Raw genomic sequence first — 24,937 nt, forward strand, 5'->3', positions numbered from 1 at the left:
CAAACACCCATGACTATTCTGTTGATTGAAGACGAACCGCTCATTGCCCGGCAACTGCAGAAGCTGGTTCGGCAGTTGGAGCCGGGCGCTACGATTGACGGGCCGCTGGCGAGTGTCCAGAGGATTTGTGATTATTTTCGTACGAACCGCGCTACAGCCCGCCCTGCCCCAGATCTCGTCATTGCCGACATTCAGCTTTCGGATGGGGTAAGTTTCGAGGCTTTTCAGCAGGTTGGTCTCGACGTACCGGTCATTTTTATCACCGCCTTCGACGAGTACGCCATCCGGGCCTTCAAACTGAACAGCATTGATTACCTGCTCAAACCAATCGACCCCGACGATCTGAAGACCGCGCTGGCTAAGTATCACCGTTGGGCAGCAAACGGCATGACCGGCTTCGGTGAGCAATTCCAGCAGTTTCTAAACCAGATACTGGAGAAGCCCACTACTCCACAATACAAACGACGATTCACTGGGCACTATCTCCGACAAATCATGTCGGTTTCGCAGGAGCAAACCGCTTTTTTTCTCCGCAATGAACTGATCTACCTGTACACGATTGACGGGCGGAAATTAATTACGGATTACAAAACGCTCGATGAACTGGAAGAACTCCTCAACCCAGCCTGCTTTTTCCGGGCCAATCGCCAGTGTCTGGTTCATCTCGATGCGGTTGCGGGCTATCGGCCGCTCGACAACAGTAAACTTCAGGTCGCATTGAAGTCCCCCAATGAAGCGCTCGAGTTGCTGGTTAGCAAAGAGAAAGCCGCTGCCTTTCGGCACTGGATCGAAGGGTAACTACATTGCCCTACCGTTCATCCTAATTTTTGTTAACACGTTATAATACCCGTTGTTAAACATCTCCTTTCTGCGTAACTATACGGTTAGTTTATTGACAACCCAACTAACTGCATTTTTATGAAGAACAACCTTACCAAAAGAGGTTTGTTGGCCGCTGCCTGGTTTGCCAGTAGCCTGACATTCTCTTCGGCGCAGGACAACAAAGCAGCCGCAGCCCTTCCCGAAGGCATTACCAGGGGCGCATCTGTTGAAGGCATTACGGAGTATAACCTGAAAAATGGCCTGAAAGTCCTGCTCTTTCCGGACCCATCCAAACCCACGATTACGGTCAATATTACCTACCTCGTTGGTTCGCGTCACGAGGGCCTGGGCGAAACAGGCATGGCTCACTTGCTGGAGCACATGGTCTTCAAAGGCTCGACCAAACACACCAACATCCCGCAGGAACTTACCTCCCACGGCGCCCGTCCGAATGGTACGACCTGGCTCGACCGCACCAATTACTTCGAAACCTTTTCGGCTACCGACGAGAACCTGAAATGGGCGCTCGATCTCGAATCCGACCGGATGGTGAACTCGTTCATTAAAAAAGAAGACCTGGCTACCGAGTTTTCTGTGGTTCGGAACGAGTTTGAAATGGGCGAAAACTCTCCCCAGAACGTCCTGAATGAGCGCGTTGTCTCGTCGGCTTACCTTTGGCACAACTACGGCAACTCGACCATCGGCAACCGGACGGATATCGAGAAAGTACCCATCGATAATCTCCAGGCGTTTTACAAGAAATTTTATCAGCCCGACAACGCCGTTCTGGTCGTAGCCGGTAAAATCGACGAGCCTAAAACACTGGCCATGATCAACCAGTATTTCGGGGCTATTCCGCGCCCAGCACGGGTATTGCAGCCGACGTATAGCCAGGAGCCGACACAGGATGGCGAACGGATGGTGACCCTCCGACGCGTGGGCGACACAAAAGTCGTGTCGGCGCTTTACCACATTATGCCCGGCTCTCACCCCGACTATCCAACCATGGATGTGGTGATTGAATTGTTGACCAACGAGCCATCCGGCCGCTTGTACAAAGCCCTGGTTGAGACCAAGAAAGCATCGCAGCAATACGGCTATTCATTCACAACCAAAGATCCGGGCTATGTGTATTTCGCAGCTGAACTGTTGAAAGACAAATCACTGGACGATGCCAAAACCGCGTTGCTCTCGACGCTGGATTCCGTGGCGATCAAGACGCCCTCGAAAGAAGAAATAGACCGCGCCAAGGCTAAACTGTTGAAAGATGTTGAACTGAGCTTTAAAAACGCCGAGCGCGTGGGCCTGGCCATGAGTGAATACATCGCAACGGGCGACTGGCGGCTGGGCTTCCTGTATCGGGACGCTCTCGAAAAAGTAGCCCCCGCCGATGTAAAGCGCGTAGCCGATTATTACTTCAAGCCTTCCAACCGTACCGTTGGCGTGTTCATTCCCGAGCAAGCCCCCGACCGGGTTGACGTACCGAATGCCCCTGACATTGCGGCCCTGGTGAAAGATTACAAAGGCCGGGCACTAGTTGCCCAGGGCGAAGCGTTCGACCCATCGCCCGCCAACATCGACGGCCGTACCCGCCGTTCCGAACAGCCCAACACCATCGAACTCGCCCTCCTGCCTAAATCGACGCGGGGCAACGAAGTGAACGCCCGCATGACCCTGCGGTATGGCGACCAGAAAAGCCTGATGAACAAGAGCGCGATCTCGGTATTCACAGCCTCGATGCTCGACAAAGGCACGACGACCCGCAGCCGTCAGCAGCTTAAAGATGAACTCGACAAGCTGAAAGCACAGGTTGGCGTATTTGGCGGTGGCAATCAGGTGAATGTGACCATCAAAACGACCAAAGAGAACCTGCCCGCCGTTATCCGGATCGTGAGCGACATGCTGAAGCACCCGGCCTTCGACCCCAATGAGTTTGAAAAACTAAAGCAGGAGCAACTCGCACAAATCGAATCACAACGTTCAGAACCCCAGTCGCTGGCCTTTACCGCGTTTCAGCGGCAAATGAACCCATACCCGAAAGAAGATGTCCGCTACACCTCCACGCCTGACGAAGATGTGGCCGATGTGAAGGCGCTTAAACTGGACGATCTGAAACAGTTTCACAAGGATTTCTACGGTGCCCAAAACGCAACGCTGGCCGTTGTCGGTGACTTCGACGAGACGCCCGTTCGGAAGGTAGTGACGGATGAGTTGGGTACCTGGAAAGCCAAGAAGCCGTTTAGCCGCCTGGTGTCGACCTACAACGATATCAAGCCGACTCCTCAATCGCTGGAAGCGCCCGATAAAGCCAATGCGTTCATGGTAGCCGGTGTCAACATTCCCCTGCGCGATGATGATCCTGATTATCCGGCCCTTGTTCTTGGCAACTACATGCTGGGGGGCGGCTTCCTCAACTCGCGGCTGGCCGTTCGTATTCGTCAGAAAGAAGGCATCAGTTATGGCGTTGGCTCGCAGTTATCGGCCAATCCGCTCGACAAAACGGGTATGTTCATGACCTACGCCATTTACAATCCGGAGAATGCCGAACGACTGGAAAAAGCCTTCCGCGAGGAGATGGAAAAAGTCGTGAAAGAAGGCTTTACGGCGGATGAAATCAAAGCCGCTCGGTCAGGTTTACTGCAATCCCGGATGGTATCGCGGGCGCAGGACCCATCGCTGGTGGGAACCCTGAATAACTACCTGTACCTGAACCGGACAATGAACTGGGACGCCGATTTCGAAAAGAAAATGGAAAGCCTCACGCCCGAACAGGTCAATGCCGCGATGAAGAAACACATCGACCCGTCGAAAATTTCGATCATCAAAGCCGGTGATTTTGCCAAAGCGGCCAAGAAAGCATCCGAAAAACAACCGGCGTCGTCAGTGAGTGGCGGTAAGAACTAGTATAAGGCGATACAGCCAAACCGGAGTTCGTCCGATTTTTTGATCAACATGAGGTCAATTTTATGGAAAGTCTCCATTAAAATCATCTCAGTCGAAAAACAGACGAATTCCGGTTTTTTTTCAACCGAATAACTATATTTATCGTTATTTACCTAAAAAATACGTTTCGATATGAAGAATGTAATTCTGTTCTTATTTTTTGGGTTTCTGGCGCTACAAGCCAGGGCGCAGGTCGTTATTGTCCCCATGAACAGTGTGGCAGATACGAAAGCCCTGTATCGAAGTTACCCACTAGCGGTTAGTGCAAGCGAACGGGCAACGGTGCGTGACTTAACGTTTCAGAAACTCATAGAAGATTACTGGCTCGACTTCAGGCGTTTTCTTAAAAAGAATAACTTCCGGGCGGATAGCTCTTTTATCCTAAACACAGAATTATATTTTCGGGCCGACGGATTCGCGGATCGGCTTCATTATCAATACGCAATCACCAACGTGCGGCCTTCGCTCAAGACAGAGCAAACCTTACTGGCCTTGCTGTCCACTTACCTTACGCAACGGCCTCTACCGGTTTCAACGTCGCTCGTCTGGACCACGTTTCGCATCGGTAGCCAGATGCTTGTTATGGCACCCTCGGCCCGGAAAGCGCCAAAGGGACCTGGCGTTATAGGCGACCTGGCCTCCGCAGTCCAAACGACACGCCCCGACACCGTCAAAAAAGTTCTTTTTGCTAATCTGGAACTGGAAAAGGTTCCTGAAGTCATTTACCGCTTCGGCAACGTGGAAGAAATCAGTCTAGGCAATAATTACCTGACTTCGCTACCTGCTCAACTTACCGCACTTCCTAAATTGACAAGGCTTGATCTAATGTCAAACCGATTACGTGAGGACAGCGTTTTTTTTACGCGTAACACGGTTGTCAGAGCCATTAATCTGCAAAAGAACAATCTAACCCAAATACCGGCGGCTGTTCAAGAGAATCGTCACCTCGAAAGCTTATGGTTAGGGAACAATGATCTTAAAGAACTCAACATCAAAGCCATTAGCCGATTGCGCAAGCTTAATGATCTGAATCTTTACAATGTAGGATTGACTCAGTTACCAAAAACCATCGGACGACTTAAACACGTCAAGGTGCTGGATCTGTATTACAACAACCTAAGCACACTGCCCAGGCAGATTGGTCGGATGAAGCGGTTAGAGCAGTTGGCCATTGCACACAATAAAGTACAGACCCTGCCGCCATCACTGGGCAAATTACGCCGACTGACTGTCTTGTTCGCGCACCACAACCGGATTAGTCAACTTCCCGATAAGCTCCAGCGATTGCGTACGCTGCACGTGCTCGACCTGGGTTATAACTCCATTTCGGTAGCCCCTGCCGTCCTGAAATCATTTTCGACGCTGGAAGAATTATCGTTGAATAACAATGAATTACGCGAGTTTCCAAGTATGCTTACCAGCTTGAAAACCCTGAAGAAAGTTTACCTGAGCAGCAATCCTCTTTTTGGTCGGGAGGCAATGGGAAGCCCTTACGCGCCCCAGATTAAAGCGCTGGAAGCCAACAATACACAGGTTTTGTACTAAAGCAATTAAAATCCTGATCAGAATTTTTATAATCAATTCCAGAAAGTACAAAAAAACGTTACACCAACGGAGAAAAATACAATCTTTCGGTGTTACCTCAGCGTCCGTCAGTCTGTTGTATGCAAGCCGTTTCCTCCCCCCTTTCAACCCAACCAAACCGTGTTACGCTCTGGGCAAATTTAATTTCTGTCTACATTCTTTGGGGGTCAACCTATCTGTTCATTCATTTCATGACCGAACGGATGCCTCCTTTATACATGGTTTCGGTGCGGTACCTGATAGCGGGCGTTATTCTGTACAGCTACGCCCGCTTTACCGGTACGCCGAATCCAACCCTGGCCGAATGGAAATCGTCGGGCATTATTGGGATCTTATTGCTGGCCGTTTCGAATGGGTGCCTGTCTTTAGGCATTCAATACATTCCGAGTGGTATGGCTGCATTGATGGGAGGTTTGTTGCCGGTTTACCTTCTCTCGCTCAACTGGATTTCATTTGGCAAAAAACGGCCCAGTAACCTGGCAATCGCTGGTCTAGCCATCGGCCTTCTTGGTATTTATCTGCTTGTGAAACCCGATAAACTTCAGGGTACGGGCGGGGTTGATGCCAAGTTGATCGGCGTTGGTCTGGTGGCGGCCGGTAACTTCGCCTGGGCCATTGGTACGCTGCTGACTCCCCGTCTTTCCCTGCCATCAGGCACGATTTCGAGTGGTATTCAGATGATTATCGGGGGACTAGTTCTGATGCCGGTTAGTTTGGCCGTAGAGCCCGTTGGCCTGTTAAGCATCTTCGATGCCCCTCAGAAAGCGATCGGCTCCATGATTTACCTGGTCATTTTCGGTAGCATCATCGGCTTTTCGTCCTATTCCTGGCTGGCCCGTAATGCTTCCCCACAACTGCTGTCTACTTACGCATTCGTCAATCCGGTTGTGGCTATGTTATTAGGCACGACCTTTGCCGGAGAGATTTTTTCAAGTCAATCGTTTCTCGGAGCCGCCGTTGCCATCATCGGCGTCGTGTTGATCACACTTGGGCGGAAATAAAAAAGAAATTTAAATGGCCAATGAATGAGTGGGCTGACGCGTTCACTCATTCATTGGCCATTTAATCGCTTGCGCTCCTTACTTATTCCGGCGGGGGGCTGATACTCGTCCAGCCCCCATCGACAACCAGGCTCTGCCCGGTAATGTGCCGGGATGCGGGCGAAACCAGAAATAAAGCGGCATTGGCGATATCCTCAACGGTGGCGGGACGTCCCATTGGCGTAATGCGCGACCAGATTGGGATATACGTTGGGTCATCCAGGGTCCGTTCGGTCAGGGTAGCGCCGGGCGCAATCGCATTTACCGTGATGCCCAGGGGCGAGAAGTCAATAACCAACTGTTTGGCCAGCATCTCCAGCCCTGCTTTGGTCATGCTGTATACCGGCAAGCCGGGATGCGCCTGATGCCCCACCACCGACGACATAAACAGGACGCTTCCTCCCTTCCCCTGCCTGCGCATTTGGAGCGAAGCCGCCTGGGCCAGAAAAAAGCTGCCCCTTAAATTTAGATTCACGATTTTCTCGAACGAGTCGGGCGTTGTCGTGAAAATATCGCCGAAAATAGTTATTCCCGCGTTTGCAATGGCAATATCCAATGAGCCGAACAGACGAACGGCCGTATCGACCATTTCCTGAATAAAGGTCACGTCCGATGCATCGCCCGGAAGCGCGTGACAGATACCACCCGCCTGTTTGATTTCGTCGGCGGCCCGTTGGGCCAGACTTTCGTCGAAATCATTAAGCAACACCCTGGCGCCCTGTTGGGCTAACGCTTTGGCGATAGCAAAGCCAATGCCGATTCCGGCACCCGTAATGAGTACGGTCTGATTCGCGAATGTAGCTGGCATACTCAGTGGCTGTCCCGTTTCACTTCGCTGCCGGAACCGCCCCGCAGAAAATCAAAATCGGCCCCTTCGTGCGCCTGGGTTACGTGCCGAATGTAGAGGTTTACATACCCTCGGCTGTAGCCTAAATCGAGCGGTTTGAAATGCACAAGCCGTCCGGCCAGTTCCTGATCCGATACGTGTAAATGGAGGCTCCGATTCTCAACGTCGAGCGTGATCAGGTCGCCGTTTTGCACCAGCGCCAGATTGCCACCCACAGCCGATTCGGGCGATACGTGCAGCACAACGGTGCCAAAACCCGTGCCGCTCATGCGTCCATCCGAAATGCGGACCATGTCATGCACACCCTGTTCCAGAATTTTGGCCGGTAGCTGCATGTTCCCCACTTCAGGCATACCCGGATACCCTTTGGGTCCGACGTTTTTGAGGACTAGTACGCAGGTAGGATCAACATCCAGATCGGGATCGTCGATTCGGGCTTTGTAATCATCGATGTTTTCAAATACGACTGCCCGACCCGTATGCTGCATCAGGTGGGGCGATGCGGCCGATGGCTTCAAGACGGCTCCGTTCGGGCAGAGATTTCCCCGCAAGACTGCAACTCCCGACTCGGGCTTGAATGGTTGATCGACAGAAGCAATGACGGCCGGGTCGTAGCACTGCGCATCGGCACAATTGTCGCCAATCGAATGGCCATTGACCGTTAGTGCATCGTTATTAAGCACATCCCGCAATTCGCGAATAACAGCGGGCAGTCCACCGGCATAGAATAAATCCTCTACGAAATGTTCCCCGGAAGGCTGCAAATTAGCCAGCAAGGGGATTTTAGCGGATAAGGTATCGAAATCATCCAGCGACAAATCGACACCTACCCGTCCGGCAATCGCCGTGAGGTGCAGGATAAAGTTGGTGGACCCACCGAGGGCCGCATTGACCATAATGGCATTTTCAAACGCTTGCCGGGTCAGAATTTGAGACGGCTTTGTGCCCTCTTTTACTAACTCCACCATGCGAACGCCCGTCATGTGGGCCAGCACTTTCCGTCGCGAATCGGCGGCCGGAATCGTGGCATTGTCGGGAAGCGACAGCCCCAACGACTCTACCATGGCGGCCATGGTACTGGCCGTACCCATAACGGCACAGTGGCCCTGACTACGAGCCATGCTGGCTTCGGCGGCTACGAATTCGGCTTGGCTCATCTCGCCCATTTTGAACGATTCAGCAAAGCGCCAGAGGTCACTGGTACCGATTTTGCGTCCCTGAAAGCGCCCCGCCAGCATCGGCCCGCCCGACACGACCATCGTTGGAATGTCCACACTGCACGCTCCCATCACCAGCGAAGGCGTTGTTTTATCGCAGCCGCACATGAGAATGACTCCATCGATGGAGTTGCCCCGAATGCTTTCTTCGACGTCCATGCTGGCCAGGTTGCGAAAGAGCATGGCGGTCGGTTTGATCTGGCACTCGCCAAGCGACATCACCGGAAACTCCAGTGGAAACCCGCCTGCTTCCCAGACACCCCGTTTGATGGCTTCGGCCAGTTCGCGAAAGTGGGCATTACAGGGCGTCAGCTCCGACCATGTATTACAAATACCGATTACGGGCTTCCCCTCAAATTCATGGTGGGGAAAGCCCTGATTTTTCATCCAGGCACGATAAATAAAGCCGTCTTTTCCGGTGCGGCCAAACCAATCTCGGGAGCGTAATGGCATTTTATTGGACTATTAACTATTTGTGGTAAAGTGTACGAGTAGTCTTTTTTTACTGTTAAAAACGGTCAGTATCATCAGATAAATCTATTTCTGACGGATAAATAAAGAGCATTTATCTTTACGCAAAAACGTATAGGCGTTTTCGCTGACTAATGTTCTGAGGGTCAGTTTATTCCAGGCAAAGCCCTTTCAGACCAGCTTCTTCATATGTAGGAAAACTTTATAATTTATTGATTATCAAGGCACTGAACCAGCTATCCTGTCGTTATAAACCAAGTACCATCCTGAATTGAGTTTTGTTGAAACGAGTTGGATTTCCTTTTTTGATGGCCTTTATTCGCCCGGCCGTCACGGTTGCTGCCAAATTAATTGCCCCGAGCCTTGGCTCATCGGCGATTCCAAATCTCCACCCCTCAAGAACCGGTGCAGTAACCCAGTCTGATGCGACTGCTTTGTTAGACCGCCGATCGGATGTATCGGCCATTATTCAACCTATTTCGGCGACTTCGCCCGAACTACCTCTGCTTGATGTTGATTTCTGTGGCGAGTGTCTGCCGCTCGATCAAACCGACGTTGTTGATCGCTGGAAACACGTTTTTACACTCTTCCGTACCCACGCCAGCGACCTGGGTAACTTGCGGCAGCGGGCCGATACGTTCTTCCCGATCATTGATCCGATTCTGGAAAAGTACGATATCCCCGATGATTTCCGCTACATCCCACTGGCCGAAAGTGCGTTGCAGCCCCGAGCCGTTTCGCGGGCCGGAGCCGCCGGATACTGGCAACTGATGCCCGGCACGGCCCGAGCCCTGGGCCTCAAAGTGGGGGGGCGCATCGATGAGCGATTCAATGTGCTCAAAGCGACCGAAGCAGCCTGCAAGTACCTCCGCACGTTGTACACGCAATTGGGTTCCTGGTCGTTGGTAGCGGCTGCCTATAATGCGGGGCCGGGTTACATGAAAAACCAACTTAAGCGGGACGACCGTCGGGACTATTACCAGATGAAACTACCGCGCGAAACCCGCTATTATCTGTACCGGGTTCTGCTCTACAAAGAAGTGATGTCGCGTCCCGACGATTATTCGTCGTTTCTGTCTCCTGTTGAACAGACTGCCTACTACCCATTCCCGCGGTTTAATTCGGAGCGGTTTGGCTGATAGCCAACCAAACCTTAAAAAGGATTAGCCACATCGGACTGCCGATGTGGCTAATCCTTTTTTTAACCGGTTAAATCAGGCGAATGCCCTTGTCTTCAATCATAATTTTTCGCTCCCGGTATAAGGTGCCGATCGCTTTCTTAAATGTCTTTTTGCTCATTTCCAGCGCGGCATAAATGACTTCGGGTGAAGTATTGTCGGTTAAGGGCAAAAAGCCATTTTCGGCTTTAAGGGTAGCAAGAATTCGTCGGGCGTTGGGCTCCACGTTTTCGAAACCGGCCCGTTGCAAACTTACGTCCACCCGATCGTCGTCGCGAATATTTTTGATATACCCGATCAGTGGATCACCGGGGCGGACCGTCCGGAAAATCTCGTTTGCGTACACCAAGCCCCGATATCGGTTATTGATTATGACATTGACACCAAGGTCCGTTAGCTCATAGGCCAGCAGTTGTACTTCTTCGCCCACCACTAAATCACGCACATCGGGGTCCAGAAAGCGGTTGACTTTGCTGGATGCCACCAGCCGATTGGTCGTTTCATCGAGGTACATAAAGACCACATACCAATTCCCTACCTCCATGGGCCAGGCCTGTTCGCGGTGAGGCACCAGCAGGTCTTTCTCCAGACCCCAATCCAGAAAAGCCCCGGCCGAGGTAACTGATACCACTTGCAGGGCGGCAAACTCATTCCGCTGGATAGCAGGCGTTAAGGTCGTGGCAATGGGGCGATCTTCCGAATCGGTGTATACAAACACGTCAATATCGTCGTCGACGGCCAGCGTCTCGGGTACGTATTTGTTCGGCAGCAATATATCATTACTAAAATCCTGCGATTTCCGGTCCGTCAGGTCGCCCAAAAAGAAGCCAACGCTGGTTTGGCGCAGGGCAGTCAGGGTATTTATTCGTCCAATGTCGATCATAATCAGGTAGCCTACCCGCGCAAAAACGATGCAGCCGGGTTGTTACGGGACAAAGGTCGTTTTTTTATACCGACCTTCCGCTCCTTTCTACCGACAGATTCGGCAAGCAACCAACTCTTTAGGGCGTGTCGGGTTACTATTCGGCTATTTTTTCTACTTTTAGTCGATCGTCGGTCTCGAAAATGAGAAGTAAATTCACAATCTCGCATTCAAAATAAACCCTGATCGCCAAAATCAGTTATTAACGTATATCCGACCGGGCGTATCCGGTTGGCCTTTCCTCCAGTGTTTGAATGCAGTCTGATACTCCTAAGTCTACTGATCGGCCCGTTATAACCCGGCGGCTCGATTCTTTCTTTCTGAATCTGGCCGATGTGGCCTCGTTTATTGGTCGTTTCTTTCGGGAAGCGGTCATGCCACCGTACGAATTCAAAGAGATTATCCGGCAGTGTTACGAGGTTGGGTTTCGTTCGCTGCTGCTGATTTCAACGACCGGCTTTATTACAGGGATCGTTTTCACTAACCAGTCGCGTCCTTCTCTATCCGAGTTTGGCGCTACATCCTGGCTCCCCTCGCTCATCGCAATTGCCATCGTGCGGGCATTGGGACCACTTGTAACGGCTCTGATTGCCGCGGGTAAGGTTGGATCGAGTATCGGCGCTGAGTTGGGCTCGATGAATGTCACGGAACAGATTGATGCCATGGAAGTTTCGGGCACCGACCCGTTTAAATTCCTGGTGGTCAGTCGGGTGCTGGCAACGTCGTTCACGATTCCGTTGCTGACGATGTACACCATTATGGTTGGGTTACTGGGCGCGTACATCAACGTCAATCAGAATGAACAGACCAGTTTTACGTCGTTCATGCAGGAAGTGTTTGGCGCCATTACCTACCTCGACATTTTCGCATCCATTCTGAAATCGACGGTTTTTGGGTTCACCATCGGGATGGTTGGCTGCTACAAAGGCTATCATTCATCAAAAGGCACCGAAGGTGTTGGCAAAGCGGCCAACTCGTCCGTTGTTACAGCCATGTTTTTAGTATTCATTGAAGAGCTCCTGTCGCTACAAATCATAGGTGCTCTGCGGGGAAGTTGACATAGAGAGCCTGCACCTGACTAAGTCTACGCGAATACGCACAGCGCTTTTTCACCGGTCGCTCTTTTGCTTTTTACATTATGACACCATCTACAGAACCAGTTATTCAGATCAAAGGGCTGCGTAAATCCTTTGGTGATTTGCATGTCCTGAGGGGCGTTGATCTGGAAGTAAGCCGGGGCGAAAACGTTGCTGTACTCGGCAGGTCCGGTACGGGTAAATCCGTGTTGATTAAACTGATTATCGGAATGCTGAAACCCGATGCCGGGAGCGTCATCGTACTGGGTCAGGATGTTGAAACCCTACGGGGCCGGGAGTTGGACGAGTTTCGGCAAAAAGTGGGATTTTCGTTTCAGAGCAGCGCCCTTTACGATAGCATGAGTATCCGGGAAAATCTGGAATTTCCGCTCGTTCGCAACGTCCGCAACCTGAGCCGGGCAGATATTGACAAAGCCGTAGAAAAAGCGCTCGACGATGTGGGGCTGTCCCAGACGATCAACCAGATGCCCTCCGAACTCTCCGGAGGGCAGCGAAAACGCATCGGTATTGCCCGGACCCTGATTCTCCAGCCCGAGATTATGTTATATGATGAACCGACATCGGGGCTCGATCCCATTACCAGTATCGAAATCAATAACCTGATCAATGAGGTACGCGAACGGTTCAAAGCAACCTCCATCATCATCACGCACGACTTGACTTGCGCCAAAACCACCGGCGACCGCGTGGCAATGCTGCTGGATGGGAAATTTGAACGGGTAGGCCCTTTTGATGAAGTATTTGCCGATCCTGATGAGCGGATTCAACAGTTTTATAATTACAAATTTGTGGATTAAACAGTATAACTCGTTTACGGTTTTCAGTATATAGTTTACGGTATACTTGATACAACAGGCATACGCCTGACCGTAAACGCAACCTATGTTAGCTACCGAAAACCAAGAACTATAAACCATTACTATGAGTACTGAATCGAACAAGCGCTCCGTTGTTGTCGGCATTTTTGTCCTGGTGGGCATTGCCATATTCGTTGCCGGGGTGTTTGTACTGGGCGGACAACAGAAACGTTTCACAAAAAGCTTTAAGCTTATGGCCGTTTTTAAAGATGTAGGCGGCCTGAAAGTCGGCAACAACGTCTGGTTTTCGGGGGTCAAAATCGGAACGGTCAAACGAATCAGTTTCTACGGAAACGCGCAGGTCGAAGTCGACATGAGTATCGAGCAAAGCTCCCAGCAGTATATTCGCAAAGATGCGGATGCCACCATTAGTTCCGACGGGCTCATTGGCAACAAAATCGTTGTGATCACGGGCGGAACAACCAAACATCCTGAAGTGGAAGATGGAGACCGGATCAAAACTTCGGCAGCGCTCAGTTCCGATCAGATCATGGCGACCCTGCAGGAAAATAACAACAACCTGCTCAAAGTTACCAATGACTTTAAGGAACTGGTCGGGAATTTGAGACGTGGAAAAGGCACCGTAGGGGCCGTACTGACCGATTCCGTTGTAGCCGACAATTTCAAACGGGCCATGAAAAATCTGGAACGGGCGTCTGACAACACCGTAAAAATAACGGGTTCCGTTTCGAGTTTTGCCGCTAAACTAAATACGAAAGGCACCCTTGCCAACGAATTAGTGACGGATACGACCGTGTTTCGGCGGTTGAGTCGCTCAGCCGGCCAGTTGGAAAAGGCGGCTGGTTCCGCTAACCAAACGGTGGCTACACTCAGCCAAACCTCGACGAACCTCAACCGGGCTTCTGAAAAACTGAATAATACCAACAGTCCTCTGGGCGTATTACTCACCGATCAGGAAACGGCAACAAACCTGCGAACCACGCTACGCAACCTGAGCCAGGGAACTGTCTTGCTCAACCAGGATTTGAAAGCCGCTCAAAGCAACTTCCTCCTTCGGGGCTTTTTCAAAAAACAGGCGAAAGAAGCCGCCAAGAAAAAGGCCGACAGCACCTCAGTTGCCCAGCCTGAACCGAATAAATAATACAAATAATCAAAAACGGATGGCCCGTTAGTCAAATCGACTAACGGGCCATCCGTTTTTGATTCACCTGACCGTTGGTTACAACTACTCTTTTTGTACCGAGCTGGCCCCACTCAGTTGCTGCTTTACGGTTGGTGTGCCCTGATAACGAATGGCGCTGGCCCCACTGGCCTTTACGACTAGTGAAGCACGTACATTGATCGTAGCCTTACTCGCTCCGGAGGCCTCCACACCCGCCTGATCGACAGGGTACCCGAAAGCCTGGAGCAGCGATGCCCCCGATAAATCACTCGTCAGGGCACTTCCCTGCCCCGTCAGCCGCAGTACGGAAGCTCCCGACAGAACAAGATTTACCCGACTTGCCTGGGTCGTAATCTGACTCTCGGACGCTCCCGAAAGGGTGACATCGAGCTCATTCAGGTTCGAAAAACCGGATACTGTCGACTGGCTTGCTCCTGAGAAATTAACACGCCTTACCGTCGGCATGGTGATTGTAAACGACGACGAGTACTCCCGGCGACGCGAGATGCGGTATTGCGCGTACAAAGTGCCGTTACGCACATACACGTCCAGATCATCCAGATTTCGGCGGTCGCCCTCTACGGTTACGCCAAAGGCCGCTCCCTGTTGAACAGTAATGTGAAAAGCACTTCCCATGTCGACCTGATCAAAGCCGGTGAAAGCGTACGTTCGGGTGTCGCCCTGATAGGGGCCAACATCTTCTCTGGTTAATGAACAGCTGGTTAAGCCAAGTAAAAAAGCAAGTAAACACAGGTTGAGCAATTGAGTGTACATGGTCTTCATAGCAACGGGTCATGTTGGTTTGTGGTAGATGAGCACAGCTACGGTGCGAACGCCGTCATACTGCACCGCTTTCATCTGCATGACAGTCGTGCCAGCAACTACCCCTATGGCTGTTCTGATTTTTTTAACCTTACCGAGCCAATCGTCAGGAGTTACCGAACCGAAGCCCAACCTGGAAGCCAATCCAACCCCAATGCTGGGTATTGCCAAAGGCATCGGTCCGCTCCGAGAAAAGGGGGACAGATGGCTGAAGCGTTGGCCGGGTCGTATCGTCATTGCTGAAATACCAATTCAGGGAGGGCCCGTAGGCCAGCGATAGATGCTTGCTGACCTTTGTTTCAAACAGGGTACTCAGTCGAATCTGGTTGTTCCAGCCGCCGTTGTCAGGTTGGCTAAAATAAAAGAGGTGATGGTGGGTTCCTTCCAGGGTGAGCAGAGTTGATCTCGACAGCACAAAGCCCGTACCCAATCCATAACCCGCACTCAGGTCCGGACTCCCCGCCCGCTCAAAACTATAGCCTGCGGATAGAATATTGTAAAATCGTCTAACCCCCGTTCGGTAGGTCAGATTGAGCAGGTTGACCTCATTGGCCGCCACTTCAATTCGCCGGAACCCACCCTTTTGGACGTGACTGAACAAACCGATCGGCACATTGCCCGACGAATCCGCCAGGTTAATGAGCCCAATCTGATGCCCGCCATTAACCGTCCTGGCCCGGTTTACGAGGCCACTTACCTGCCAGCCCTGTACATCGCCCATCGCCAGGTTAGCCAATCCGGCCAGTTGAACACCTTTGACTGATTTACCCGCCACGTTAAACAAGCCACTCACCTGAACGCTGTTGGTCAGTTCACCGATGGTCGTATTGAACAGGCCGGCCAGTTGAACACCCTGCGCCTGCCTCCGGTTGATGTTGAATAAGCCACCAGCCTGTACGCCTTGCACCGCTCCACCGTTGAGGTTATATAAACCGGCCAGTTGCACGCCCTTAACATGGCCACCAACGAGGTTTCCGAGCCCAGCGGCCTGAAAGCCCGTTACATCAGCCCGAACAAGGTTAAATAAACCACCAACTTCAAACGCCCGCACGCCAAAGGAATACCCGACCAGGGCGTTGACCGAGATGCGGTTGCTGATGCGTCCGCTCAACCGGTGGTTCGTGCCGATAAAAGGCAGAAACGACACCTGCCAATCGCGGTAGAGGGTATCCCGGCTCAGGTTTACATCGTGGATGGATTGCTGGGCGGACACGAAAAACCGGGTGATGCGCTCACGACCCTGCTCCAGGACAGATTTGGGCCTTTGTTGCGTTGTGGTGTCCAGTGCCGGACGGGTCACGTCAACCGCCAGCGTTGCCAGCGTACCCATCGATCGGGTCGTGTCTTCCGTGATCCGGATAGGCAAGGTTTCCAGCGATAAACGGGGAGGAACGGGTGTCATTCGGATACTTACCGAGTGCGAAAGGCGGGAACGGATAAGCACCGTTTCGCCCACGTATGCCTGCTTACGCACGTCCAGCCGAACGGCGGGGAGGCCGGACGGTAATCGAAGCTGGTAATAGCCAAACGGATTACTGACGGTAGAAGCCAGGGTCGTTTTTTCAAAAATACTGGCCTGGGCAATTCGCTCGCCGGTTTGCTCGTCCAGGATATAGCCATCCAGCAAAAAGTTTTTCGGGCCTGTTTCAGGAACCTCTCGGCGGACTAAAATAACATGATTCCGGTGTGATTTGTAGGTCACCTGGTTCTGAAAAACACGGTTTAGCACCTCCCGAACGGGCGTATTCGTCAGCCGAACGGTTACTACGGCCTTCCCGTCTATTCGGGCGGGATTGTAGGAAAACTCAAAGTGGCCCACCCGACTTATCTCGCGAAGGGCGCTTTCAGTGGTCGCGTTACGAATATCGACGGTAATCAGGCGTTCGAGTGGCGGTATGTCCTGAGCGAATACCTGCATTTGAGCAAGCAAACAAAGTAGAAGGAAACAAGATTGACGAGAATTCATCAGAAGGTCAGTTTTTACCTCATGACAGCTATACACCTGCTTACCCCTATTCACTGGCAACCGTTTCCATCCAGAATTACCTGTTTGCCCACGTAGCGCACCTGTAAACCAAGGGTTTCGGCGGTTATGCTCAGCACCGCTTCCAAGGGTGTTTTATCGAAACGAGTGGTCAGCAGGCAGTTACCCAGCCTGGCGTTAGCCAGTTGAACATCGGTATTGTAATATTGATTGATGGCCTTAACAACGTCCCGCAGCGGTTCTTTGTCGAATACCAGCACGCCGGTTTTATACGCAAACGCGTTGGGTGAAGCCTGTAACCTCCGGATCGTATCGCCCGACGCGTCGAACGTTGCCTGCTGATTTTTTGTCAGCAGCACCGCTTTTCTACCCTGCGAGAACCGCACTTTCCCCGTCCGAACGGCCACGCTGACATTGGCGTCGTACGCCCGAATGGTAAAGGACGTACCCAGAACCTGTATGACACTGTTTCGAGCGTCAATGTGAAATGGACGTGTAGTATCGGGCGTCACGTCGAAGAAAGCCTCACCGGTCAGGGTAACGTCCCGGCGTTCCTCCGCAAAAGCCGTTGGGTAATGCAGGGTCGAGTGCCGGTTCAGGACAATATGGGTGCCATCGGGCAGTGTTTTACGGATTGGCTGCTGATTGGCCGTCAGCACAACCATTTCTGCCGCCGGATGGTGATGCCCAAAGAACTTGAGTGTATATATGAGCCAGCCCATCCCCGCAACCAGCGTCAACAAGGCGGCAATGCGCCATAGGGGTGCCGTGCCGAAAACGCGCCGTTCCGGCCGTAGAACGGGCAACGGTTGGCTAACCGGTTCCTGTCGTTTAATGGCAGCACGGTCCGATACGCGCATCTTTTTCTGAACAGAACGCCAGGCAGCCTCTGTGTCTACCTCGGGTGAATCCGGCTTTGCGGCACCCCAGATCTGCTCAAATCGGTCGAAATCATCCGGACTGGGCTCAGCCGTTCCGGGCTCACGGGAAGCAAGCCACTGCCGCACCCGCGCCGATTCGGCTGGATCGGTTTCGCCCGCCAGAAACTTGCCCAGCAGGGCGTCGTCTATGGGTTGTTGATCGGCCATTGCTCAGGGTGACTTAACAGCCACAGGATTAAAACGGGTAAATACTCACTCAGTTCGACACGTAAAATGCGCAGGGCTTTACCGATCTGATTTTCAACGGTTTTAATGGAAATGCCCAGTTGACCGGCAATTTCTCCATAGGTCAACTCCTCATACCGACTCAGCGTAAACGCCAGGCGACATTGTTCGGGGAGTTTCTGAATGGCCCGTTGCAGGCGGTCCGACAGTTCGTTACCCAGGAGCGTCTGCATGGGCGATTCAACCAGCATTTCGCCCAGATAGCGCGTATGCGCCTGGTGTTCATTCCGCACGGAAACGTGCTTAAGTCGATTCAGGCACCGGTTATGTACCGCCCGGTATAAATAGGCCTTCAGCGACACCGTAATGGTTAAATTTTCTCTTTTTTCCCAAACGGTCAGGAACATGGCCTGTACTTCTTCTTCGGCCTCATCGGAGTCGGGTACCAGTTGCCGGGCATAGCGGCACAAGGGCGCGTAGTACTGTCGAAAAACAGACTCGAACGCTCGCTCATTGCCGTCACGGATGGCCGAAAGTATATCCTGCTCGTTCGGGGGCACAGCTACATGTTTGTGGATGATAGGAACCTGCAAAGCTATCATTTTTCGCTGAACACACGGTTGGTCTGCTCTATGACAGTTAGCAGACGGTATACCCCTACGGGGATTTAAAATAAATTTTTCGGGCGGTATCGGCCGTCTGTACTACACGAAAAAAGCCAATCGGGACATAGGGGGCATCGGGCTATGGGCTGTCTGGAAGGCAAATCAACTCAATCCATCAACCATGACCATCCTTCTGTCAGGCTTCCGCTGGCGCCACTTTTCACTCCTTCTATTATTCATTCTATTATTCATTCCCGCTGTTCTTCCGGCCCAGTCTTTCACCCAGACAATCCGGGGTACGGTCGTGGACCAGAGCCTGCAAACGCCCCTGCCCGGTGCTACCGTTACGCTGCTCACCAGCACACCGCTCAAAGGAACCAGCACGGATGGCAGCGGCCAGTTTCGGCTGACTCAGGTTCCGGTTGGCCGCCAAACGCTGCAAATAAGTGCCGTTGGGTATAAAACGGCAACCCTTCAGAATAGTACCGTCGATGCGGGAAAAGAGCTTGTTATCACTGTTGCGTTGGAAGAAGCGGTTAGCCAGCTCTCCGAAATAACGGTGAAGCCAACCCTGGAAAAAGATAAACCCATTAATGAAATGGCTGCAGTTTCGGCGCGAACGTTTTCGGTCGAAGAAACGCAGAAATTTGCGGCTGCCATCAACGACCCGGCCCGCATGGCCACCGCTTATGCCGGGGTCGTTGGGGGCGATGACGGCGGAAACTACATTGTGATCCGTGGCAACGCGCCAAATGGACTCCTGTGGCGCATGGAAGGCGTGGAGATTCCAAATCCAAATCACTTTTCGAATCTGGGCGCGGCAGGCGGAGGCATTTCCATTCTGAGTGCGCAGCTGCTGGCGAACTCCGATTTTCTGACCGGGGCTTTCCCGGCGGAGTACGGCAATGCGTTGTCGGGGGTGTTTGACCTGAAACTTCGTCGGGGAAACAACAACAAACGCGAGTATACCGTACAGGCGGGGGTACTGGGGCTGGATGTTGCTGCCGAAGGGCCCATTGCCAAAGGGTATGGTGGTTCATTTCTTGTCAATTACCGATACTCAACACTTGGCCTGCTTTCGGCAGCAGGTTTGGACCTTGGTCCGGGCGTGAACGTGTTTCAGGATTTGTCGTTCAATGTGTACCTGCCTGCCCGAAAAGCCGGTTCATTCACACTATTTGGCTTTGGTGGACTCAGCAACAGCAACGTTAAAGCTGAAGCCGATTCGAGCAAGTGGGCATCGGGTTATGATGCATACAATGACGACTTTCGGTCAAATACGGGTGCAGTGGGCATAACCCATTCGCTGCCCATTGGTCGGAAAGCGTTGCTGAAGACGGTGCTATTGGCTTCCGCGTATCAAAACCGGTACCGAAATGAACGCCTGGAACCGGAGAAAAACTATTTGCCTTCCGCGCGAGCCGATGAATCGTACCTCACCCAAAAACGCATTTTATCGACTACCCTGACCTATAAACTTAGTCCCCAACACACGTTTCGGGCCGGCCTGATCGGTACCCAACTGCTTTACGACCTGACCCAGAAATCCTGGGAAGCCGAACAGCAACAGTTGCTGACACGGGTTCGGGTGAGCGATCAGACCAGTACACTACAGGCGTTTGGGCAGTGGAACTACCGGGTTTCCGAGCAGTTGACGCTCAACGCCGGCTTACATTACCTTCACTTAACCCTGAATGGCACATCAGCGGTAGAGCCCCGTGGTTCTGTTCGATGGGCTTTCTCGCCCAACAAGTCGATCAGTCTGGGCTATGGCCTGCATAGCCAATTGCAGAATCCAGCCACCTATTTTGTATTGCCCGTCGGGTCATCGGAAACCCCGACCAACCGGAACCTTGGCTTCAATCGCTCACACCATTATGTGCTGGCGTATGACCAGCGGCTTAACAGCCGGAGCGATGGTCCACCCTTACGGCTGAAACTCGAAACCTATTACCAGCATCTGTTCAATATTGCCGTTAGTGCCAATCAGCGCGATGCGTTTTCGATCATCAACCAACTTGATGGGTCCACTGACCGAACCCTTACCAACGCCGGTATTGGTCGAAATTACGGGCTTGAGTTAACCCTGGAACAGTTTCTGAAACAGTCGGCATCGGGCAATAACGTTTACTTTCTCCTGTCCTCCTCGCTCTACAACTCGGAATATCAGGGCTCTGACGGGATGTGGCGGAATACCCGGTGGAATGGTCGGTATGCCCAGAGTTTGCTCGTTGGGAGCGAGTGGGTGTCGGGCACCAATGTGTTTGGCCTCAACCTGAAAATGAGCTATTATGGCGGCTATCGCGATACGCCTGTTGACATAGCCGAGTCAAAACGATTGGGAGAAACCGTGTATGTAGACAGTCAATCGTTCACTGAACAGCTATCCGATTATTTCCGGCCCGACATTCGAATTAGCTGGAAGAAAAACCGCCCTCGTTCAACCCGTATCCTCTCCCTCGATTTGCAGAACGCGACAAACCGCCAGAATAGCTATAGCCATTATTTCGATCCAACCAGCGGTACGGTCAAAACCAATTATGGAAACGGTCTGATTCCTGTATTAAATTATCGGGTGGTATTTTGAACGGTTATAACGCCAGATGTTCCGAGTGCACCGGCTGACCATAAAATACAGTCGCCTGCCGGTCGAAATCCTCGGTAGAATCGGTGGTCAGGAAGGTCCGCTGGCCGTTTTTGCTGCACTGGGCATCTATTTCCGGATGTCTAATCAGGTAATCGACCAGGCTTTTGGAAACAATGCTCCCCTGGCTCAGAATCGTGGTGTTTGGCGGAGCGAACTGCTGAATTTTACGGAGCAACAACGGGTAATGTGTACAGGCCAGCAGGATGGTGTCAATATCGGGCGACTGCTTGAGCAACCGATCGATATGCTGCTGAACAAAGTAATCGGCGCCGGGGCTGGCATACTCGCCATTTTCGACCAGCGGTACCCACATGGGGCAGGCCTCCTGAAAAACAGCTACGTTGGGAAAGAATTTTTCGATTTCGACCAGATACGATTCGGACGTGACGGTTCCGCGCGTGGCCAGCACCCCAACTTTGCCGGTTTTGGAGTAGTTCCCAATGACTTCTGTCGTCGGCCGTATCACGCCCAGCACGCGCCGATCTGGTGCAATTTTGGGTAAATCAAGCTGCTGAATGTTCCGTAACGCTTTGGCCGACGCGGTGTTGCACGCCAGCACGACCAGCCGACACCCCCGGTCGAACAGGTGCTGAACGCATTCGAGGGTATAGTGGTAGACCGTCTCGAAAGAACGGGTACCGTAGGGTGTTCGGGCGTTATCGCCGAGGTATATGTAGTCGTATTGGGGCAGCGTCTGGACGATGTCGCGCAGAATGGTCAGGCCACCGTAGCCGGAGTCAAATACGCCAATCGGTTGAGAGGGTGTAGGCATTCCAGAAAGTCAATAAAACCTTATACACAGAAAATAGAAACGCATAGAGAATAGAGAGAGACATCCCTCCGTGGCTCTCTCTGTTCTCTGTCTCCACGGTCTGTATCCCCACAGACCGCTTCGTTAACTTATTACTGCTTCTTTTCCAGGTTCAGTGTACTACCAAGTTTACACCCAGTAGCCCGAATCAGGTTAACCCAGTAATTCTTTTCCTTGTGCCAGAGCCGCGTCCAGACCCGATAAATCGGTGCCACCCGCGGTGGCAAAAAATGGCTGACCACCACCACCACCTTTGATGTTTTTGGCTAGTTCTTTCACCACCTGACCGGCATTCAATTTCTTTTCCTGAATGAGCGAATCAGGTAGCATGACGGCCAGTTGTGGTTTGCCATTGATGTCGGCACCCAGCACGACGGCCAGGTTGTCCACTTTGGCTTTCAGGTCATACGCCAGTTGTTTAAGGGCATCGGCATTGGGAACCTCTACACGCTCTACCAGACGGGAATGGCCGTTGACGGCTTCTATTTTCTCTAAAAGCTGATTTTTCAATTGCTGAACCTTCTCGTTTTGCAACGCTTCAACCTGTTTTTGCAGGGCCGTCCGCTCGTCCAGCAACGTTTGAACGGCTTTGACCACATCTTTGGGCGCTTTCAGCAACTCTTTCAATTCAGAGACAACGGCCATTTGCTCATTCACCAGCGTCTCAGCTCCCACCGAGGTTTTGGCCTCTACCCGCCGAATACCCGTCGATACCGAGCCCTCACCCGTGAACTTAAACAGTCCGATATGACCCGTTGCCGGCACGTGGGTTCCGCCACAAAGTTCAACCGAGTAGCCCGGATCAAAGGTGATCACCCGAACGAAATCACCATACTTCTCGCCAAACAAGGCCGTTGCGCCCAGGTCTTTGGCTTCTGCGATCGGGACGTTCCGCTTCTCATCGAGCTTAATATCCTCCCGAATCTTCTCGTTCACAATCCGTTCCACTTCGGCCAGTTGTTCGTCTGTCACTTTGCTAAAGTGCGAGAAGTCGAAACGCAGGGCATCGGGGCCCACATACGAACCCTTCTGGACCACGTGCGTACCCAGCACATCGCGCAGGGCCGCATGAAGCAGGTGCGTGGCCGAGTGGTTGCTGCTGGTCAGGCCACGACGGGTAGTGTTGATCACAGCATAGACAGAATCGGCTTCGGTCAGTAGTTCGTCGATGCCGGTTACGTCCTGAACGATGTGAATGGTGAGGTCATTCTCTTTTTTCGTGTCCAGTACCGTGAGCGTACCAATCTGATCAGAACCGGCAAACAGCTCAAGGACGCCCGTATCCCCGATCTGACCACCCGATTCGGCATAAAATGGCGTTTTGTCAAGCACAACCTGCACCTGCGTCCCCTGCTTGTTCTGAATCTTGCGATACTTCACAATGTGGGCGTAGGCTTCAGGCTGGTCGTAGCCGACAAACTCAATACGATCCGTTTCGTTTACATCAATCCAGTCTCCGGCCGATGAGGTAGCGTCTTTCCGGGAACGGGTTTTCTGTTCCAGAAGGGCTTTCTGAAAACCGGCTTCATCGATCGTCAATCCCTTTTCGCGGGCAATCAGCGCCGTCAAATCGGCCGGGAAGCCGAACGTGTCGTTTAGCTCGAATACAGTTTCGCCGGGGATTTCTTTCGTGCCTTTTCCATTCAGATCACTGATGATCTGATCCAGTCGGCCCAGACCCGTACCCAGCGTCCGCAGGAACGAGATTTCCTCTTCGCGAATTACCGTGGCCACAAAATCCCGCTGGGCATTCAGCTCGGGGAAAACATTGGCGAACTGAGCCGCCAGCGTAGGCACGAGTTTGGTCATGAACGGCTCGGTCAGGTTAAGGTACGAATAGCCGTACCGAATGGCCCGACGTAAAATCCGCCGGATGACGTAGCCCGCTTTGGCGTTGGACGGCACTAGTCCATCGGCGATGGCGAACGAAACCGCCCGGATGTGGTCGGCAATGACGCGCATCGCCACATCCGCTTTGTCCATCGTACCGCCGTAAGACTTACCCGACAACTCTTCGATGACATTGATCGTACCCGAAAATACATCCGTGTCATAATTCGATCGTTTCCCCTGAATGGCCATGCACAACCGCTCAAAGCCCATGCCCGTATCGACATGGCGGGCAGGCAGCGGCTCCAATGAGCCGTCGGCTTTGCGGTTAAATTGCATGAACACGAGGTTCCAGATTTCGACAACCTGCGGATGGTCGGCGTTGACAAGTTCCTTACCCGGTTGTTGGGCAATCTCTTCGGGCGACCGCAAATCGACGTGAATTTCGGAGCAGGGACCGCATGGACCCGTGTCGCCCATTTCCCAGAAGTTGTCTTTTTTGTTGCCGTAAATGATCCGGTCTTCGCCGACGATGGGTTTCCAGAGGTCAAAGGCTTCCTGATCGAAGGGAACACCATCTTTTTCATCGCCCTGAAAGACAGACACATACAAACGGTCTTTGGGCAATTTATACACGTCCGTCAGCAGCTCCCATGCCCAGGTGATGGCTTCTTTCTTGAAGTAATCGCCAAACGACCAGTTGCCGAGCATCTCGAACATGGTGTGGTGATAGGTGTCGAAGCCAACATCTTCCAGATCATTGTGTTTCCCCGACACGCGCAGGCACTTTTGGGTATCGGCCACCCGTTTGGACGGGGGCGTGCCGTTGCCCAGGAAAAAGTCTTTGAACTGCGCCATCCCTGAGTTGTTGAACATCAGCGTCGGGTCGTTTTTCGCGACGAGCGGTGCCGAAGCCACAATCAGGTGTTGTTTGGACTGGAAGAAGTCGAGAAAATGCCGACGTATTTCGTGGGAAGTCATAGTAAAGTCGTAAAGCAAACGGATCATACGCCATAAGCACATCCGGAACC

Annotated in this window: 18 protein-coding genes; 9 read left to right on the plus strand and 9 right to left on the minus strand. The window is 52.3% G+C overall.

Translation table 11 applies throughout. From position 1 onward, the window contains the following. Positions 1 to 9 precede the first annotated feature (9 nt). The 4 genes from ACYVAM_RS01335 to ACYVAM_RS01350 all read left to right on the plus strand — a co-directional run bounded on the left by ACYVAM_RS01335 (position 10) and on the right by ACYVAM_RS01350 (position 6,350). Positions 10 to 798: a LytR/AlgR family response regulator transcription factor gene (locus tag ACYVAM_RS01335; RefSeq protein ID WP_461063145.1), complete on the plus strand. Its 789-nt coding sequence runs from the start codon at positions 10 to 12 to the stop codon at positions 796 to 798. 120 nt (positions 799 to 918) lie between these two features. Continuing rightward, the gene (locus tag ACYVAM_RS01340) at positions 919 to 3,726 is read left to right on the plus strand and encodes a M16 family metallopeptidase (protein WP_461063147.1); all 2,808 of its coding nucleotides are present in this window, start codon (positions 919 to 921) and stop codon (positions 3,724 to 3,726) included. 171 nt (positions 3,727 to 3,897) lie between these two features. Further along, entirely contained in the window at positions 3,898 to 5,310 is a 1,413-nt protein-coding gene (locus ACYVAM_RS01345; RefSeq protein WP_461063149.1) for a leucine-rich repeat domain-containing protein, read from the plus strand. Positions 5,311 to 5,429: 119 nt separating this feature from the next. Beyond that, positions 5,430 to 6,350 (plus strand): EamA family transporter, encoded by a 921-nt coding sequence (locus tag ACYVAM_RS01350; protein ID WP_461063151.1) that lies wholly within the window; start codon positions 5,430 to 5,432, stop codon positions 6,348 to 6,350. Positions 6,351 to 6,432: 82 nt separating this feature from the next. Here the strand turns inward: ACYVAM_RS01350 and ACYVAM_RS01355 are convergent, their stop codons facing one another. After that, positions 6,433 to 7,197 (minus strand): SDR family NAD(P)-dependent oxidoreductase, encoded by a 765-nt coding sequence (locus ACYVAM_RS01355; RefSeq protein WP_461063153.1) that lies wholly within the window; start codon positions 7,195 to 7,197, stop codon positions 6,433 to 6,435. 2 nt (positions 7,198 to 7,199) lie between these two features. Then, a complete protein-coding gene (locus ACYVAM_RS01360; RefSeq protein WP_461063155.1) occupies positions 7,200 to 8,906 on the minus strand; it encodes an IlvD/Edd family dehydratase in 1,707 nt (568 codons plus the stop codon). 326 nt (positions 8,907 to 9,232) lie between these two features. Between ACYVAM_RS01360 and ACYVAM_RS01365 the strand changes: the two genes are divergently transcribed. Next, positions 9,233 to 10,063 carry a lytic transglycosylase domain-containing protein gene (locus ACYVAM_RS01365; protein WP_461063157.1) on the plus strand — a complete coding sequence of 277 codons (831 nt, stop codon included), beginning with the start codon at positions 9,233 to 9,235 and terminating at the stop codon, positions 10,061 to 10,063. A 70-nt stretch (positions 10,064 to 10,133) separates the two neighbouring features. Here the strand turns inward: ACYVAM_RS01365 and ACYVAM_RS01370 are convergent, their stop codons facing one another. Next, on the minus strand, positions 10,134 to 10,985 hold the full coding sequence (locus ACYVAM_RS01370; protein ID WP_461063159.1) for a CvfB family protein: 852 nt from the start codon (positions 10,983 to 10,985) through the stop codon (positions 10,134 to 10,136). Between the two features lie 293 nt (positions 10,986 to 11,278). Between ACYVAM_RS01370 and ACYVAM_RS01375 the strand changes: the two genes are divergently transcribed. The 3 genes from ACYVAM_RS01375 to ACYVAM_RS01385 all read left to right on the plus strand — a co-directional run bounded on the left by ACYVAM_RS01375 (position 11,279) and on the right by ACYVAM_RS01385 (position 14,080). Next, positions 11,279 to 12,082: an MlaE family ABC transporter permease gene (locus ACYVAM_RS01375; RefSeq protein ID WP_461063161.1), complete on the plus strand. Its 804-nt coding sequence runs from the start codon at positions 11,279 to 11,281 to the stop codon at positions 12,080 to 12,082. Between the two features lie 80 nt (positions 12,083 to 12,162). After that, positions 12,163 to 12,918: an ABC transporter ATP-binding protein gene (locus tag ACYVAM_RS01380; RefSeq protein WP_461063163.1), complete on the plus strand. Its 756-nt coding sequence runs from the start codon at positions 12,163 to 12,165 to the stop codon at positions 12,916 to 12,918. A gap of 124 nt (positions 12,919 to 13,042) precedes the next feature. Continuing rightward, positions 13,043 to 14,080 carry an MlaD family protein gene (locus ACYVAM_RS01385; protein WP_461063165.1) on the plus strand — a complete coding sequence of 346 codons (1,038 nt, stop codon included), beginning with the start codon at positions 13,043 to 13,045 and terminating at the stop codon, positions 14,078 to 14,080. Between the two features lie 84 nt (positions 14,081 to 14,164). On the opposite strand, the gene ACYVAM_RS01390 is transcribed toward ACYVAM_RS01385, so the two are convergent. The 4 genes from ACYVAM_RS01390 to ACYVAM_RS01405 all read right to left on the minus strand — a co-directional run bounded on the left by ACYVAM_RS01390 (position 14,165) and on the right by ACYVAM_RS01405 (position 18,615). Beyond that, complete coding sequence (locus ACYVAM_RS01390; protein ID WP_461063167.1) at positions 14,165 to 14,884, minus strand: head GIN domain-containing protein; 720 nt, start codon at positions 14,882 to 14,884, stop codon at positions 14,165 to 14,167. A 145-nt stretch (positions 14,885 to 15,029) separates the two neighbouring features. Continuing rightward, positions 15,030 to 16,889, minus strand: a complete 1,860-nt coding sequence (locus ACYVAM_RS01395) for an STN and carboxypeptidase regulatory-like domain-containing protein (protein ID WP_461063169.1) — start codon at positions 16,887 to 16,889, stop codon at positions 15,030 to 15,032. Between the two features lie 50 nt (positions 16,890 to 16,939). Beyond that, the gene (locus tag ACYVAM_RS01400) at positions 16,940 to 17,995 is read right to left on the minus strand and encodes a FecR family protein (RefSeq protein WP_461063171.1); all 1,056 of its coding nucleotides are present in this window, start codon (positions 17,993 to 17,995) and stop codon (positions 16,940 to 16,942) included. After that, positions 17,974 to 18,615 (minus strand): RNA polymerase sigma-70 factor, encoded by a 642-nt coding sequence (locus ACYVAM_RS01405; protein WP_461063173.1) that lies wholly within the window; start codon positions 18,613 to 18,615, stop codon positions 17,974 to 17,976. The genes ACYVAM_RS01400 and ACYVAM_RS01405 overlap by 22 nt, the downstream gene beginning before the upstream one ends. 184 nt (positions 18,616 to 18,799) lie before the next feature. On the opposite strand from ACYVAM_RS01405, the gene ACYVAM_RS01410 reads away from it, so the two are divergent. Then, positions 18,800 to 21,205, plus strand: coding sequence for a carboxypeptidase regulatory-like domain-containing protein (locus ACYVAM_RS01410; RefSeq protein ID WP_461063175.1), 2,406 nt, complete (start codon positions 18,800 to 18,802; stop codon positions 21,203 to 21,205). A gap of 4 nt (positions 21,206 to 21,209) precedes the next feature. Here the strand turns inward: ACYVAM_RS01410 and murI are convergent, their stop codons facing one another. Both murI and alaS read right to left on the minus strand, forming a co-directional pair. Beyond that, positions 21,210 to 22,037 (minus strand): glutamate racemase, encoded by an 828-nt coding sequence (murI, locus tag ACYVAM_RS01415; RefSeq protein WP_461063177.1) that lies wholly within the window; start codon positions 22,035 to 22,037, stop codon positions 21,210 to 21,212. Between the two features lie 192 nt (positions 22,038 to 22,229). Next, positions 22,230 to 24,887 (minus strand): alanine--tRNA ligase, encoded by a 2,658-nt coding sequence (alaS, locus tag ACYVAM_RS01420; protein ID WP_461063179.1) that lies wholly within the window; start codon positions 24,885 to 24,887, stop codon positions 22,230 to 22,232. Positions 24,888 to 24,937: the final 50 nt, after the last annotated feature.

This window comes from Spirosoma horti (assembly GCF_054776595.1).

Excerpts from the sequence above, each read along its gene's own strand:
- ACYVAM_RS01345 (WP_461063149.1), top strand. The coding sequence starts at position 3,898 with ATGAAGAATGTAATTCTGTTCTTATTTTTTGGGTTTCTGGCGCTACAA.
- ACYVAM_RS01355 (WP_461063153.1), bottom strand. The coding sequence starts at position 7,197 with ATGCCAGCTACATTCGCGAATCAGACCGTACTCATTACGGGTGCCGGA.
- ACYVAM_RS01390 (WP_461063167.1), bottom strand. The coding sequence starts at position 14,884 with ATGAAGACCATGTACACTCAATTGCTCAACCTGTGTTTACTTGCTTTT.
- ACYVAM_RS01370 (WP_461063159.1), bottom strand. The coding sequence starts at position 10,985 with ATGATCGACATTGGACGAATAAATACCCTGACTGCCCTGCGCCAAACC.
- ACYVAM_RS01340 (WP_461063147.1), top strand. The coding sequence starts at position 919 with ATGAAGAACAACCTTACCAAAAGAGGTTTGTTGGCCGCTGCCTGGTTT.
- ACYVAM_RS01385 (WP_461063165.1), top strand. The coding sequence starts at position 13,043 with ATGAGTACTGAATCGAACAAGCGCTCCGTTGTTGTCGGCATTTTTGTC.
- ACYVAM_RS01410 (WP_461063175.1), top strand. The coding sequence starts at position 18,800 with ATGACCATCCTTCTGTCAGGCTTCCGCTGGCGCCACTTTTCACTCCTT.
- ACYVAM_RS01375 (WP_461063161.1), top strand. The coding sequence starts at position 11,279 with ATGCAGTCTGATACTCCTAAGTCTACTGATCGGCCCGTTATAACCCGG.
- ACYVAM_RS01395 (WP_461063169.1), bottom strand. The coding sequence starts at position 16,889 with ATGAATTCTCGTCAATCTTGTTTCCTTCTACTTTGTTTGCTTGCTCAA.
- ACYVAM_RS01400 (WP_461063171.1), bottom strand. The coding sequence starts at position 17,995 with ATGGCCGATCAACAACCCATAGACGACGCCCTGCTGGGCAAGTTTCTG.
- ACYVAM_RS01405 (WP_461063173.1), bottom strand. The coding sequence starts at position 18,615 with ATGATAGCTTTGCAGGTTCCTATCATCCACAAACATGTAGCTGTGCCC.
- alaS (WP_461063179.1), bottom strand. The coding sequence starts at position 24,887 with ATGACTTCCCACGAAATACGTCGGCATTTTCTCGACTTCTTCCAGTCC.
- ACYVAM_RS01360 (WP_461063155.1), bottom strand. The coding sequence starts at position 8,906 with ATGCCATTACGCTCCCGAGATTGGTTTGGCCGCACCGGAAAAGACGGC.
- ACYVAM_RS01365 (WP_461063157.1), top strand. The coding sequence starts at position 9,233 with ATGGCCTTTATTCGCCCGGCCGTCACGGTTGCTGCCAAATTAATTGCC.
- ACYVAM_RS01350 (WP_461063151.1), top strand. The coding sequence starts at position 5,430 with ATGCAAGCCGTTTCCTCCCCCCTTTCAACCCAACCAAACCGTGTTACG.
- murI (WP_461063177.1), bottom strand. The coding sequence starts at position 22,037 with ATGCCTACACCCTCTCAACCGATTGGCGTATTTGACTCCGGCTACGGT.
- ACYVAM_RS01335 (WP_461063145.1), top strand. The coding sequence starts at position 10 with ATGACTATTCTGTTGATTGAAGACGAACCGCTCATTGCCCGGCAACTG.
- ACYVAM_RS01380 (WP_461063163.1), top strand. The coding sequence starts at position 12,163 with ATGACACCATCTACAGAACCAGTTATTCAGATCAAAGGGCTGCGTAAA.